This is a genomic window from Ruegeria sp. HKCCD6604 (assembly GCF_013110635.1).
Taxonomy (GTDB): Bacteria; Pseudomonadota; Alphaproteobacteria; order Rhodobacterales; family Rhodobacteraceae; genus Ruegeria.
On sequence record NZ_WVQW01000001.1, the window covers coordinates 877,055 to 891,444 of the forward strand.

Consider the following 14,390-nt stretch of genomic DNA (forward strand, 5'->3'; position numbering starts at 1 on the left):
TAACGGGATGGGCATACAACAGGGCAGATGCGGGTGCCGGAAAATCGAAACCGCGATTTCGAATTCTGAAAACGGCACTTCTTCTTTGATACCGGGACAAGTTGGGTCCTAGGGTGCAGGAAAACGCAAGGTAACGTAAACGAATGCCATCGGAGAGCGTCAAAAGAAGCGGTCGAAAGGCACGGCACGCACAGCGTGCGGCCAAGCCCGTTTTTGACCCTTGCCCGCCCGGTCAGAAAGGCGGGACATTCAGGCCCTTAAGCATTTCGGAAATCGAGAAAATTTACGACACCGCGCTGCGTCTGCTGGAAGAACTGGGGATGGGAGACGTGCCGGACAGGCTGGCCATCGACCTCAGGGCAGCGGGGGCTCAGGACCGGGAACAGAACCGGCTGGTTTTTCCCCGTTCAATGGTCGAACAGGCCATCGCCTCGGCCGCGAAGAGCTTCACCTTTCATGGCCGGGATGAAAACCGGTCCATCGAGGTGGGTGGCGACCGCGTGTATTTTGGCACCGGCGGTGCTGCGGTTCAGACACTTGATATCAACAGTGGGCTTTATCGCCCGTCTACCCTGGCGGATCTGCATGATTTCACCCGGCTACAGGATACGCTGGCCAATGTCAGTTGGTTCACCCGGTGCTGCGTGGCGACCGACGTCCCCGATGTGTTCGATCTGGACGTCAACACGGTTTATGCTTTGGTACGGAATACAACCAAACCAATTGCAACGTCTTTCACGTTGGCGGAACATGTCGGCCCGATTGTCGAGATGCTGGACATCGTCGCCGGAGGGGTCGGGGAATTCGCCAAACGCCCCTTCCTGAAAGCGCATATAAGTCCGATCATTTCACCAATGCGATACGGCGAGGATGCCGTGGACGTGGTTTATGAATGCATCGCCCATAACATTCCGATGTCCTGCATCACGGCCGCGCAGGCGGGCGCAACCGCCCCGGCAACTCTGGCCGGATTTCTGGCGCAATCACTGGCCGAAACGCTGGCCAGTCTCGTGATGGTCAATGCGATCAAACCCGGCTTTCCGATGGTCTTTTCCAACTGGCCCTTCATCGTGGATCTCAGGACCGGCTCTTTCGCAGGGGGCAGCGGTGAGACCGCAATCCTGAATGCGGCGTCGGCGCAAATCACGAACTGGCTGGGTTTGCCGTCGGGTGTGGCCGCCTCGATGGCCGATGCCAAGGCCATCGACGCCCAGCATGGGGCAGAAAAAGGCATTACATCGCTGGCGGCGGCGCTGGCAGGAGGCAATCTGATCTATGAAAGCTCGGGGATGACGGCATCTCTGCTCGGGGTCAGCTTCGAGGCTTTCGTTCTGGACAACGAAATGCACTCGCACACCTATCGCGTCTTGCGCGGGATCGAGGTCACCGAAGCGAATCTTGGCTTTGACGCCATATGCCATTCGGTTCTGGGCGATGGGCATTTTCTGGGCAGCGAGCAAACCTATGAAGCCATGGAACGAGACTATTTCTATCCGAAACTCGCCGATCGTCAGGAGCCCCGCACCTGGCAAACCGATGGCGCGATGGATGCGTGGTCATCCGCACGGCGCGTCGCTCAAGAGGTGTTGCGCACGCATTACCCCGAATATCTCACCCCGGAACAAGACGCCGAAATCCGCCGGCGTTTTCATATCCTGTCTTGAAGAGCGGCGGGCATTTCCAGCCCGGTCCTGAACCGTTAGGGTCACTGAGGAAACTTGCAGAGGATGGGGCATCATGGCCGATTCATTTTTTCAACCGGTGTCCGCCATGGAACTGGCCCGATTTGCCGGCATTCCCGCATTCATGCGCCTGCCCATGCTGGATCTGGCGCACGAACGGATCTCGGAAGTCGAACTGGGCATCGTCGGTATACCTTGGGATGGCGGAACCACCAATCGCCCCGGCGCCCGGCATGGTCCGCGGCAATTAAGAGATTATTCCACGATGATCAGGGCGATGAACCCGGTTACGGGTGTGGCACCGTTTTCAATGGTGAACTGCGCAGATCTAGGAGACGTCGCCCCCAACCCCGTCGACATAGAAGACACGCTGGATCGGGTCACGCGTTTCTACACTGATCTTCGAAGCCGCAACATCACACCATTGACCGCCGGAGGAGATCACCTGACCACCCTGCCCGTCCTGCGAGCCCTGGCCGCTTCGGGTCCGGTTGGCCTGATCCAGTTCGACAGTCACACGGACTTGTTCGACACTTATTTCGGAGGTCACAAATTCACCCACGGCACCCCGTTCCGCCGAGCGGTCGAGGAAGGGTTGGTGGACCCGAAGCGTTTTGTACAAGTCGGGACTCGCGGCACGGCCTACAACACTGAAGATATCGAATGGGGCGAGGCGCAGGGCATCCGCATCATCCGTATCGAAGAACTGTTCGACAGGGGCATGGTCGACGTTATGAACGAGGTACGCGATATCGTTGGCATGCAGCCGACCTATTGCACCTATGACATCGACTTTGTCGATCCAACTTACGCCCCCGGCACAGGAACACCTGAAATCGGCGGGCCCAACAGCTTTCAGGCCCAGCAGGTCATTCGCAGGATGTCCGGTCTGAACCTTGTTGGCGCCGATCTTGTCGAAGTGTCACCGCCATTCGACCCCCAAGGTGGAACGGCGTGGCTTGGCATCTCGCTGATGTTCGAGTTGCTGTGTGTTCTGGCACAGGCGATCGACGCGCGGCGCTAGGCCCGCGCGACATTCTCGGCGATCATCGAAATCATCTCGAACATCACGGCCGCCGCCGTCAGCGCGGTGATGTTGTTGGGGCTGTCTTTGGTGGGCATCATGCATACCACATCGCCGCCGATGATGTTCAATCCGCGCGCCGCGCGCAGGATGCCGACCGCCTCATCTATGTCAAACCCCTTCTCACCCGGTTCCAGATTGGACACGGCCGGCGCGACGGTTGGGTCCAGACAGTCCAGATCGAAGGTGATGTAAACCGGGCGGTCACCCAAAACCTCTTTGGTCTGCGCGACCACATCGGCCAACCCGCGCTGTCGGAACTCTCGCATTGTGACGATATTGTACCCGTAGTCATAAGACGGTTGCAGCCAGTCCAGGCTGCGTGGATGGCCCCGCAGACCGATCTGCATCGACCGGGTTGGATCCACCTGCCCCTGATCGGCCAGATAGGCCCCCCAGTGAGCCGCTGATTTCTTGGCACCAAGAAAGTGATCAACCTTGGTGAAGACATCCGTATGCGCGTCCAGATGCAGAAAGCTGACCGGCTGCCCGCCTGCAAGCTTGCCGCCACCCAGGGCCTGAACAATGCCACCGGTGATGGAATGGTCGCCTCCGACGGAAACGGGGCGCGCTCCGGCCGCGTCTATGGTCTTGTAGAATTCAGTGATGCGTTCGATGCAGTCTTCGTTGTCGTTGGCCTTTGGAAAAGGCACATCACCAACATCGGCGATCCGCGCACTCTGCCAAGGATCAATTTCAAAGACCGAATGCACCCTGCGTTGTACGGCCGAGACATGCCGCAACGCGCGTGGTCCCAAGTGCTGGTCCCGTTCGGTCGTGCCGTTGCCCGTCGAATGCGGCACGCCCGCCAGCGCGATATCCTGCCCTTCGGGCCCGACATTGGGACACCGGAACAATGTAGGCACGCCCCACCAATACAGGTTGTCCATCATCGATTGTTCATACGGATCTGTCATGGCTTCCCCGGATCAAAGAAAAGCGCCCCCGATCGGAACCGGGGGCGTTTGCGTTCAGAGTTTTTCGTCTTCTCGCCGGAACGCGCCCTGCACGATCCGGTCCATGACCATGGCAAGGAACAGGATCGCAAAGCCACCCAGCAGACCCGGCCCCTTGGCGGCGTATTGCAGCGCCTCAAGGATTTCCTTGCCCAGGCCGCCCCCGCCGATCAGCGAGATGATCACGACCATGGACAGGCACATCAGGATTGTCTGGTTTACACCCGTCATGATCGATGGCAGCGCCAGAGGGATTTCCACATCCTTCAACAATTGCCATTTCGACGCACCAAAGGCGACCGCAGCCTCCTTGATGCTTTCCGGAACCCCTTGCATGCCCAGCGCCGTCAGGCGGATCACCGGCGGCATGCCAAAGATGATGGTGGCCAGAATTCCCGGCGGGTTGCCGGTGCCGAAAAAGGCGATGATCGGGATAAGGTAGACGAAGGCAGGAAGCGTCTGCATCAGGTCCAGAACCGGTTCCGCCGCGCGATAGGCGCGCTGCGATTTGCCGAACCAGATACCCAGCGGAATGCCGAAAACCACGCACAGCAACACCGCCGCACCGACCAGAGCAACCGTTTCCATCGCCACGTCCCAATACCCCAGCAACGCGATATAGGCCAGGGAAGACGCGGTGAAGATGGCAACCCTTGGTCCCGCCGCACGCCAGGCCGTCACACAGATGACCAGCATGACCACCGGCCAGGGCGACCCAATCAGTGCAATCGTCAGCGCATCAAGCACCGATCGCACGCCCGCCACGATCCCGTCAAAGATGTCGCCGCCCGCCGCTGCAGCCGCATCAATCCTGGCCTCCATCCAGTTTGCCAGGCTCGAGAACAGCGTGCCGTTGCCTTCGCCAAGAAACATCGCAGACACTTGCTGTTCCGGGAACGCGTCAAGCAATGGAAGGGATGCGTTCACTGTGAACTTGTACACAATCAATGGTCCGATTGCCGCAACAAGGATCGCGCCCATGACGATGTTACGGGTCGAACGCCCACTTTCAGTGCTTTCCGGATCGATACGCCAGTTCGAATACTGTTTCTCGTAGACGCGGTCGGCGTAGAACCCTTGAACCAACTTGAACACCAGCAACATCAACAACCCGGTAATCAGGATTCCTGCCGCCTCGGACTGGGCGGCGGCAGCCCTTTCCAGACTTGTGGCCGCTGCTTTTTGTATGTTCTCGGCCAGTTTGGTGAAACGGTCGATATCGGCCTGTTCCGTGGCATCCGCTGCGCGCGCCAACAGTTCGGCCGCACGTTCCTGCTGACGCGCAGCGCGCTCGGCGAAATCCGCGCCGGGATTGCCCCACGCGCCCCTGCCGATCTGGACCCACGCGATGATCTCAAGGATCAGAAAGGTCCAGAACATGCCCCAAATGGCGCGTGACGCAGACCAGAATGGCCCCAGCACCGCGGCCCACTTGTTGAACGTGTTGGGAATCGCGCTGGTCGCATCATGAATCTTGTGGAACGCATTGACATAGTAGTCACCGTTCGGACCCGCGAACTCTTTGATGGAAAGGTCCAGGGCCTCGCGATCGACCTCGATATCAGAGGCGGCCGTTACTTTCATCTCTGTTGCAGCATCAGTCATTTTTGCCCCCCTGGATACCGCGCAACAGGCGCGGCTTGGTCACGACACCCACATCGATACCCGCATCCGTGATGACGACCGGCAGATCAGAATTCACGGCCAGGTCGATCAATTGATCCAGATCCGCGCCCTCGTCGGCTCGGGGCGCACCGTCAAGTGGCCCTGAGTAACTGCCCACCGGCTCCATGATGGAATGCGCCTTGACCAGTTTGAGCTTTGAGATGCCCTGAACGAATTCGCGCACGTAATCGTCGGACGGGTTCATGACGATGTCTTCGGGGGTTCCGATCTGTACGATGACGCCATCTTTCATGATCGCAATCCGGTGGCCGATCCGAATGGCTTCGTCCAGATCGTGGGTGATGAACAGCGTGGTCTTTTTGAGCTGCGCCACAAGTGCTTTGAACTGGTCCTGCAATTGCAGGCGGATCAGCGGATCAAGGGCAGAGAACGGTTCATCCATCAACAGGATTTCCGGGTCCGAGGCCAGCGCCCGCGCGATCCCCACGCGTTGCTGCATCCCGCCCGAAAGCTCTTTGGGCAGGCGGTCCTCGTAACCTGTCAGGTTCACCAGGCTCAGCGCGTGATCCGAGACGGCCCAGCGCTTTGACTTGGACACCTTTCGGATCTCCAACGGATAGGCCACATTATCGCGCACGGAACGATGCGGCATCAGCGCCATGTGCTGAAAGACCATCCCGATTTGCTGGGCGCGAATGCGGCGCAACTCGGATTCCGACAGTTTCGAAACGTCGTGACCCAGAATCTCGATCCGACCCGCCGTGGGTTCGATCAATCGATTCACATGTCGCACCAATGTGGACTTGCCCGAGCCGGACAGCCCCATGATACAGAAAATCTCACCCCTCGGCACTTCGAACGTGGCGCCCTGAACGCCTACAACACAGTTGAACCGCTCCAGAACCTCCGGCTTGCCTATGCCTTCGTTTCTGACCGCTTCCATTGCCTCTTCCGCACGCGAGCCGAAGATCTTCCAAACGTTTTCTAATTTTACGACAGGTTCGTCCATTTATCCCCCACAGGGCGATGCCCTGCCCGACAGAAAAAGGCCGCCGCGGTTTTGCGCGACGGCCCGAAGAGTGGTGATTTAGTTGGTCAGCCAGCCGATGACGGTGTCTTCATTCGCAGCCACCCATTCCTTGGCGAAATCCGCAGCTTCGATGTTGTCGACGGCCAGTGCCTTGCCCATCGCGCTAAGATCGTCGCCTGTCATCTGGTAGTTGCTGAACAGGGCGGCCACTTCGGGATAGCTCTCTTCCAGTTCCTTGGCGTAGTGCAAGTGAAGCGTTGCTCCGTTCCAGGCCGAGGACGCCTCGGACTTGGACAACCAATCCGGATCATCCGTGGGCTGAACGATTGTCCAGGTGGCCGGATCATGAGGCGGTTCTTCCAGAACCGTCAGATCCTGTGTCACGAAGATATAGTGGGGGCTGTAGCAGAACCCTATCCACGGGTCGCCCGCTTTGGTCGCATTTGCCAGATTGGCATAGGCAATGGTTTCTTCGTATTCCGTCAGCTCGAAGATCTGGTCATAGCCATAGGACTTGGCCCGGATCTTCTCGACAACGGTCGACGCCCAACCCGGCGCACCGATCCATACCTCGGGTGTTCCGTTGCCATCAGTATCAAAGATCGCAACCTTGTCGGGGTCGCTCAGGTCATCGATCGATTTGATGTCATATTGTTCCGCGATATAGGTCGGCACGCACATGCCCTGTTCGGCCTGAACCGGGTTTTGGTTCATGACGACGGTGCCGTTTTCCTTGACATAGGTATCGTGCAGGTTCTGCTGATTGGGCATCCACACTTCCGGATGGACATGCATCGAACCGCTGTCCATCGCCTCGAAGACAATCGGGTTGGTGCCATTTTGCAATTCCACGTCCAGGCCGAGGTTTTCTTCGATCACGACCTCAAGAATATGTGCCGTGGCGTTCACCGAGGCCCAGTTGGGCACACCGATCACGATATCCGCGGCCATGGCCGGCCCGGCAATCGCGAAAGACGCGCTTCCAAGTAGCGTTGCAATTTTTTTCATCTGATATCTCCGTGTTGGGTAGCTTCCGCGCTTGTTTTTCTCACCCTCTCGGGCAGCGGTGCGCTCAGGTTTTTGGTGTGGAAAGGTAGTGCCTTTCGGTTTTTTGGGGCCAGCAAAATCAAATGCTGACATAGCCCCGAAAGTGAAGCATGCGGATGCGTTGCCCATCAAGGGTTACGTCTTTCTACCTCATGAATGCGATATTATCATAAGTTTGTTTCGGCTTCTTGCAATTCAATGCGGTACTTCCGAAACCCCCGAAACCGAAGATACCCGCTGTTTTCATGAGCACTGAATTGCCTCGTGCGAAAACCACAGCCAGTTTCAAAACGGCTTTTGAAGCTTTCCTTTTGCAGGAAGCAATTGATATCAAGCATATATTGCTGCACCTGATATAGCGTGTCGCGCACGCTCCGCCCTCAAAACGAGGCGTGAAACCTCTCCGTGGCGGTTGCGCCACCTAACCGTACGACCAAGCCCCCCTGACAAGAAACCGTTCAACACTCTGTGAAACGTGTCGAGTATTCTAGTTTTGCAGCTGGCGCTTATCTACCTACTAGTAGATAATATCATGCGTCGTAACCAAGGAAGAGACCTGACCCCATGGAAATCAATTCGGACTTCTCTGACCGCGTTGTCGTTCACTCAGACCAGCTGGAATGGCAGGCCTCTCCTATGAAGGGTGTGGATCGCAGGATGTTGGACCGGATCGGAGGCGAGGTCGCACGGGCCACCACTATCGTGCGTTATGCGCCGGGCAGTCATTTCTCTGCCCACACCCATACCGGCGGCGAGGAATTCATTGTCCTTGACGGTGTATTTCAGGATGAACACGGCGACTATCCGGCGGGGACCTATGTGCGCAATCCGCCAACCTCGCAACACACACCGGGGTCGGAACCGGGATGCACGATCTTCGTCAAGCTCTGGCAGTTCGACATGAACGACCGAACCCAGTTTCGCAAAAACATGGTGGATGAGCTGCGCGCGCCCGCGAACGGCATCGCCACCGCAGTCCTGCATGAGGATGCGCGCGAGATAGTGACCTACTCCCATCTGGACGCGGGCGCGACGCTGCGCTCGGACGCCCCTGGCGGGATCGAGGTTCTGATCATCGACGGGTCGGTCACCGAAGGCTGGGACGAACTGGTCAAAAACGATTGGCTGCGCCTGCCTGAAGGCCATAGCCTGACGGCCGTTGCTGGGGCGGACGGGGCCAAGATCTGGATGAAGACAGGCCACCTGCCTTACGCCCAACCGCCGGGGGTGTAACCGATGGCTGAACCAAAACCCTTGGCGCTTGTCGCCGGAGCGGGGGCTGGGCTTGGCCAGGCATTGGTGTCACGTTTCCAAACCGAAGGCATGGTGACCGTGGGTCTGGGCCGAACCCAACCCGACAACCCAATCGGTTCCTTTCATCAGGTCGATCTGTCCGACCCCGGCGAAACGGCACCGGTCATAGCCGATTTGATTGCCACTTACGGGCCGCCCAAGATCGTGGTGCACAACACCGCAGAACTGGTGATCTCACCCTTCCTGAAAACAACGCTGAACGATTACCAGCGCAGCTGGACGTCGATGGTGCAAACGCTGATCGTGCTGGCGCAATCGGTGATGCAGCCGATGGTCCGTGGCGGTGGCGGAACCTTGATCGTGTCGGGTGCAACCGCCTCTCTGCGCGGTGGTGCACAGTTTTCAGCATTTGCTTCGGCCAAGTTCGCCCTGCGCGGGCTGACACAATCGCTTGCACGAGAGTTTCAACCGGTAGGCGTGCATATCACGCATGTCACTCTGGACGGCATAATCGACACGGCCCGGTCACGCGACCGGCACAGTCTGGACCCAGCCAAAATGATGAAGCCCGAAGATATTGCCGAGGTATATTGGCAACTGGCGCAACAACCCAGGTCGACTTGGACCCAAGAGCTGGACCTGCGTCCTTCAACTGAGGGGTTCTGATCCATGCGCACCGATACGCTCATCATCGGCGGTGGGCTTTCAGGGCTCAGCCTGGCGACACAGCTTGTGGATCAGGGTCAGGAAGTTCTGGTTGTTGAGGCGCGCAGCCGTCTGGGCGGACGCATTCTGACCGAGGTTCAGGGGAACGCCCATCTGGACATGGGTCCGGCTTGGTTCTGGCCCGGCCAGCCACGTATCGCAGCGCTGACAGACCGGCTGGGCCTGCACCGGTTTGACCAATTCAGTTCCGGCGCGCTGAGTTTCGAAGATGAACAGGGCCGTGTTGAGCGGGGCCGCGGGTTTTCATCCATGGAAGGGTCATATCGTCTGGTCGGGGGGCTCGCTGCTTTGACAGATGCGCTGTCGGCACGGTTGCCGGATGGGGCAATTCACCTGTCCACGCAGATCACCGTCTTGGCCTGCACCGAAGGTGGGGTTCGGGTCACCACGCAATCTGGGCAGCATATTTTGGCAAACCGTGTGGTACTTGCCGTGCCCCCACGCATCGCGGCCGAGTTGATCTATGAGCCCGCCCTGCCCGATGGCACGTTGTCAGCCATGCGGCACATCGCGACCTGGATGGCCGGGCAGGCCAAAGCGGTTGCGGTCTATGACACTCCGTTCTGGCGCGAAGACGGACTGTCAGGGGATGCTATGAGCCGGCACGGTCCCATGGTGGAAATCCACGACGCGTCGCCTGCCAGCGGTGGTCCCTTCGCGCTGTTCGGTTTCATCGGCATCCCCGCGCAAGCTCGCCGGGATGAAGGGGATTTGCGGCAGCAGGTTCTGGCTCAGCTGGGGCGATTGTTCGGGCGCAAGGCGACCAGCCCCGGCGCGCTTTTGCTAAAAGACTGGGCGTTTGATCGCTTCACAGCGACCGACCTGGACCTTCAGCCCGTATATGCCCATCCGCAGTACGGCATGCCGAAGGCCATGACACGGATCTGGGAAGACCGGATCATTTTCAGTGGCACCGAAACAGTCGCGCAATTTGGGGGATATCTGGAAGGTGCATTGGAAGCAGCAGAAAACACCGCGGCATTGTTGAGCGCAAATAGGATGAACGTGGTATGGAAATAGATACAAAAACCGCTTTGCTGAATTCTGCCGAATTTGCCGTACGCAGCAAAGGCTTCGACGGCTTCAGCTATGCCGACCTCGCCAATGATGTGGGCATCCGCAAGGCATCGATCCACTATCACTTCCCAACCAAAGCCGCGCTGTCAGCAGCTTTGATGGACCGCTACCATACCGAGCTTACCGGGCGCTGCGCCGAGATCGAGGAAACTTGTGACACGGCGGGTGCGCGCATGCGCGCACTGATCGCGCTGTATCGCGCGGCTTTGAACGACGGAAAAACCCTGTGTTTATGTGTGTCGCTGATCATCAGCCGGGAGAGCTTGTCGAATGAGGTCACCGACAAAATCCGCGAGTTCCGGCGCATGATGACCCGGTGGATCGAGAATGTCTTTGCGCTTGGCAAAACCGATCATTCGATCACGGGCGTTGAAGATCCGAAAGCAGAAGCACGCGCGGCTTTGGCCTTGCTGGAAGGCGCTCATCTGACGGCGCGGGCCGAGAATAGCGCCCAAACATTTGATTACGCCGTGGAAACGCTAACAGCACGTTGTTTGTGACACGGCCTATGCTTGCTCATACAGAGTGGCCGCGTCGATTGTTGAGGCGCCTGCCCGCCTCAACCCGGTTTTTCATACGAGGCCGGCAATTCAACCCGCAAAGCAGAAAGCCTCACTCCAGCTTGACCCAGGCCGAATTTCTGGCAGAGCTTTGCACGCATGCGGCCACAAACCTGACGCCTTCAAGCCCATCCTGGACCGTTGGATAGACGACGGATGCGTCAGGTAAACTTCCGTTTCTGAACGCCAGAATGGCTTCGGCTGCTTCGCCATAGATATTGGCGAACCCTTCCAAGTAACCTTCGGGGTGTCCCGGGGGCACTCTGCTGAGCCGATTGGCCGCATCCCCTGCCCCGACCCCATTTCGGGTGATCAGACGCTTTGACTCTCCGTAAGGAGTAAACCAAAGATAGTTCGGGTCTTCCTGAGCCCACTCGATGCCGCCCCTTTCGCCGTACACACGCAATCGCAGAGCGTTTTCGTTACCGGGCGCAACCTGCGAAGACCACAGCATGCCACGGGCTCCGCCTTGGAACCTAAGCAACACATGCGCGTTATCGTCGACCTGACGACCCGGCACAAAAGCCTGCAAATCCGCCGCAAGGCTTTCTGCCCTCAATCCGGTTACAAAGCAGGCAATATTATAGGCATGAGTTCCAATATCACCGGTTGATCCTCCGGCACCGGAGCGTTCCGGATCAGTCCTCCATTCGGCCTGCTTGAAATCCTGCGGCTCTGTCAGCCAGTCTTGCGGATACTCAACCTGAACCACGCGGATTTTGCCGATATCCCCGTTGGCAACCATCTCACGCGCTTGCCGAACCATTGGATAGCCCGTGTAGTTGTGGGTAAGGATGAACAGCGCGTTTGAGTTTTCAGCGGTTCTGACCAGTTTCTTCGCATCACCAAGGGTCGACGTAAGCGGCTTATCGCAAATCACGTGAATGCCGCGTTTCAGAAACTCACGCGCGGCAGCATAGTGAACGTGATTTGGCGTGACGATCGAAACCGCTTCGATCCCGGATTTCAAACGCGCTTCTCGCATCGCCATCTGCTTGAAGTCATCGTAAACCCGCTCGAGGCCCAGCGCCTCGCCGCTTTCCCGAGATTTTTCGGGCGTCGAGGACAACGCGCCTGCAACCAGCTCGAACTTGTCATCCAGTCGCGCAGCTATGCGGTGGACACCGCCGATAAAAGCATCGTTTCCACCGCCGACCATACCAAGGCGAATGCGCCCCGTTCTTTCTTCGTTGCGTCCTGTTACCATCAGCCTATCCCCAGCATTTTCCGATTGGCCGCTTCGTCGGTGCCGCCGTCGGCAAAGTCGTCAAAGGCCTTCTCGGTCACGCGAATAATGTGATCGGAAACGAACTGAGCACCTTCACGCGCACCATCCTCGGGATGTTTCAGGCAGCATTCCCATTCGACCACGGCCCAGCCATCAAAGTCGTTTGCCGCCATCTTGGAAAAGACAGCCCCGAAATCCACCTGTCCATCACCAAGTGACCTGAACCGCCCTGCGCGATCGACCCAGCTTTGATAGCCGGAATAGACACCTTGCCTTCCGGTCGGATTGAACTCGGCATCCTTTACGTGAAACATCCGGATGCGGTCTTTATATATGTCGATATTGTCAAGGTAATCGAGGCATTGCAGGACATAATGCGACGGGTCGTACAGCATGCACGCCCGCGTATGGTTGCCTGTTCGTTCAAGGAACATTTCGTATGTAACCCCGTCATGAAGATCCTCGCCGGGGTGGATTTCATAGCAAACATCAACGCCACAGTCTTCGGCGTGGTCCAAAATCGGCACCCAACGACGGGCAAGCTCATCAAATGCGGTTTCAATCAGACCAGCAGGACGTTGGGGCCAGGGATACACGTAAGGCCAGGCCAGCGCGCCAGAGAATGTTGCATGAGCCGAGATTCCCAAATTCAGAGAGGCTGAAAGCGCTTTCTTGACCTGATCAACGGCCCATTCCTGCCGGGCTTTGGGATCTCCCCTGACGCTTTCGGCCGCAAAACCATCAAACGCCGTATCATAGGCCGGGTGAACAGCGACAAGTTGGCCTTGCAGGTGCGTCGATAATTCCGTGACTTCAACGCCGTTCTCTTGGGCTTTGCCCTTGAAGTCATCGCAATAGTCTTTGCTTGTCGCGGCCGTTTCAAGGTCGAACAACCGCCCGTCCCAACTGGGCACTTGAACGCCCCTGTATCCGCAATCCGCCGCCCATTTGGTTATGGCGTCCCATGAATTGAACGGCGCTTCGTCACCGGCAAATTGTGCAAGAAATAATGCAGGCCCTTTGATCGTCTTCATTCAGTTTCCTCCCCGAAACCAATGCCTCTATGGCGGCAAGTTTTCCTTCAGATAGATGTCGATGCGGATGCGTTCCTGTGATTTGTTGAAAGGGACTTTGTCCGATGTTGCACGCAACAGACGCACGGCGGACCGCACCAGATGCCCGGAGTCCTGCGAGATCAGCGCGTCAAAGGTGCCACGGCGAAGCGCATCACGACTAAGCGGCGTGAGTTCATGCGCGATAATGACCAGATCCTTGCTGATCCTGCTCTCTGACAGAAATTGAACCAAACCCGCATTGCCCGCGGCGGAAGAGTATATTCCGACCAGGTCAGGGTAGGTCTCAAATATCCCAGGCATCATCTTGTAGATCAGATCCGGGTCATCTCTGCCCTCGACAGACGCCACGACTTCCAGATGAGGGAACTCTTCAGCGACAACAAGATCAAATCCCTGGCGCCGCTCCAGATGATCACGTGCCAAACGTGAGCCCGTCAGAACCAAAACCTTACCCGGACGATGCACAAAGCGCCCCATCAACTGAGCTGCGGTTCGCCCGGCCGAAACGTTATCGATCCCGACAAAATGATCTCTGTCCGAGCTTGGCAAGTCCGACACCAATGCAACCACTGGAATGCCTTTATCCCTGACCCTCTTCACAGCGTCGCGGACCGAAGGCGTTTCCGGCCCGAATACGGCCACTCCGTCGACATTCAGGCGGTCGACCCCATCCAGAATGTTAACTATGTCCTGAGGCTCGAACGGAGCGACCTTTTTTATCGTGACCCGTGTTCTTTCGATGAACTGATCGCGCGATTGTTCAGCTATCTGATCGCATATCGCCTCGACAAATTCATTGCCGGCATCCGGCAGAATAAAGACGAAATTGTAGACACGGTTCCGCGCGAGGTTGGCAGCAGCGGTGTCGCGCACATACCCAAGCTCATCAATCGCCTTTTGTACTTTCTGCACGGTCACCGCCCGCACACCGGGACGCCTGTTCAAGACCCGGTCAACAGTCGCCAGACTGACACCCGCAACGCGCGCGATGTCGTTTACGGTTGGCTTTTTCACCAATTCTAGTTTTTGCTTTTGGTCTTCCAC

At 57.8% G+C, this 14,390-nt stretch carries 13 protein-coding genes; 6 read left to right on the top strand and 7 right to left on the bottom strand.

Going from position 1 to position 14,390, the window contains the following annotated elements; all coding sequences use genetic code 11:
* Positions 1 to 143 precede the first annotated feature (143 nt).
* Together GS614_RS04385 and GS614_RS04390 are read left to right on the top strand one after the other, a co-directional pair.
* Entirely contained in the window at positions 144 to 1,664 is a 1,521-nt protein-coding gene (locus tag GS614_RS04385) for a trimethylamine methyltransferase family protein (RefSeq protein ID WP_171725582.1), read from the top strand.
* Positions 1,665 to 1,737: 73 nt separating this feature from the next.
* Positions 1,738 to 2,706 carry an agmatinase gene (locus GS614_RS04390; protein ID WP_171725583.1) on the top strand — a complete coding sequence of 323 codons (969 nt, stop codon included), beginning with the start codon at positions 1,738 to 1,740 and terminating at the stop codon, positions 2,704 to 2,706.
* Here GS614_RS04390 and GS614_RS04395 read toward each other — a convergent pair.
* From GS614_RS04395 to GS614_RS04410, 4 genes are all read right to left on the bottom strand, one after another.
* Positions 2,703 to 3,683 (bottom strand): arginase family protein, encoded by a 981-nt coding sequence (locus GS614_RS04395; protein WP_152458502.1) that lies wholly within the window; start codon positions 3,681 to 3,683, stop codon positions 2,703 to 2,705. The two genes, GS614_RS04390 and GS614_RS04395, sit on opposite strands and share 4 nt — an antisense overlap.
* 54 nt (positions 3,684 to 3,737) lie before the next feature.
* Entirely contained in the window at positions 3,738 to 5,327 is a 1,590-nt protein-coding gene (locus tag GS614_RS04400) for a proline/glycine betaine ABC transporter permease (RefSeq protein ID WP_171167457.1), read from the bottom strand.
* Positions 5,320 to 6,357 (bottom strand): glycine betaine/L-proline ABC transporter ATP-binding protein, encoded by a 1,038-nt coding sequence (locus GS614_RS04405; RefSeq protein WP_171167455.1) that lies wholly within the window; start codon positions 6,355 to 6,357, stop codon positions 5,320 to 5,322. The genes GS614_RS04400 and GS614_RS04405 overlap by 8 nt, the downstream gene beginning before the upstream one ends.
* Before the next feature lie 78 nt (positions 6,358 to 6,435).
* Positions 6,436 to 7,386: a glycine betaine ABC transporter substrate-binding protein gene (locus tag GS614_RS04410; RefSeq protein WP_152458505.1), complete on the bottom strand. Its 951-nt coding sequence runs from the start codon at positions 7,384 to 7,386 to the stop codon at positions 6,436 to 6,438.
* Positions 7,387 to 7,989: 603 nt separating this feature from the next.
* On the opposite strand from GS614_RS04410, the gene GS614_RS04415 reads away from it, so the two are divergent.
* The 4 genes from GS614_RS04415 to GS614_RS04430 are packed head-to-tail and all read left to right on the top strand — an operon-like array spanning position 7,990 to position 10,982.
* Entirely contained in the window at positions 7,990 to 8,658 is a 669-nt protein-coding gene (locus GS614_RS04415; protein WP_171725584.1) for a cupin domain-containing protein, read from the top strand.
* A gap of 3 nt (positions 8,659 to 8,661) precedes the next feature.
* Positions 8,662 to 9,345 (top strand): SDR family NAD(P)-dependent oxidoreductase, encoded by a 684-nt coding sequence (locus tag GS614_RS04420; RefSeq protein ID WP_171167449.1) that lies wholly within the window; start codon positions 8,662 to 8,664, stop codon positions 9,343 to 9,345.
* A 3-nt stretch (positions 9,346 to 9,348) separates the two neighbouring features.
* The gene (locus tag GS614_RS04425) at positions 9,349 to 10,425 is read left to right on the top strand and encodes an NAD(P)/FAD-dependent oxidoreductase (RefSeq protein WP_171725585.1); all 1,077 of its coding nucleotides are present in this window, start codon (positions 9,349 to 9,351) and stop codon (positions 10,423 to 10,425) included.
* The gene (locus GS614_RS04430; protein ID WP_171725586.1) at positions 10,416 to 10,982 is read left to right on the top strand and encodes a TetR/AcrR family transcriptional regulator; all 567 of its coding nucleotides are present in this window, start codon (positions 10,416 to 10,418) and stop codon (positions 10,980 to 10,982) included. The genes GS614_RS04425 and GS614_RS04430 overlap by 10 nt, the downstream gene beginning before the upstream one ends.
* Before the next feature lie 112 nt (positions 10,983 to 11,094).
* Here the strand turns inward: GS614_RS04430 and GS614_RS04435 are convergent, their stop codons facing one another.
* Genes GS614_RS04435 through GS614_RS04445 form a run of 3 tightly spaced genes read right to left on the bottom strand, consistent with a single transcriptional unit; the run spans position 11,095 to position 14,390 of the window.
* Entirely contained in the window at positions 11,095 to 12,249 is a 1,155-nt protein-coding gene (locus tag GS614_RS04435; protein ID WP_171725587.1) for a Gfo/Idh/MocA family protein, read from the bottom strand.
* On the bottom strand, positions 12,249 to 13,304 hold the full coding sequence (locus tag GS614_RS04440; protein ID WP_171725588.1) for a sugar phosphate isomerase/epimerase: 1,056 nt from the start codon (positions 13,302 to 13,304) through the stop codon (positions 12,249 to 12,251). The genes GS614_RS04435 and GS614_RS04440 overlap by 1 nt, the downstream gene beginning before the upstream one ends.
* Before the next feature lie 27 nt (positions 13,305 to 13,331).
* Positions 13,332 to 14,390 carry a LacI family DNA-binding transcriptional regulator gene (locus tag GS614_RS04445; protein WP_171115172.1) on the bottom strand — a complete coding sequence of 353 codons (1,059 nt, stop codon included), beginning with the start codon at positions 14,388 to 14,390 and terminating at the stop codon, positions 13,332 to 13,334.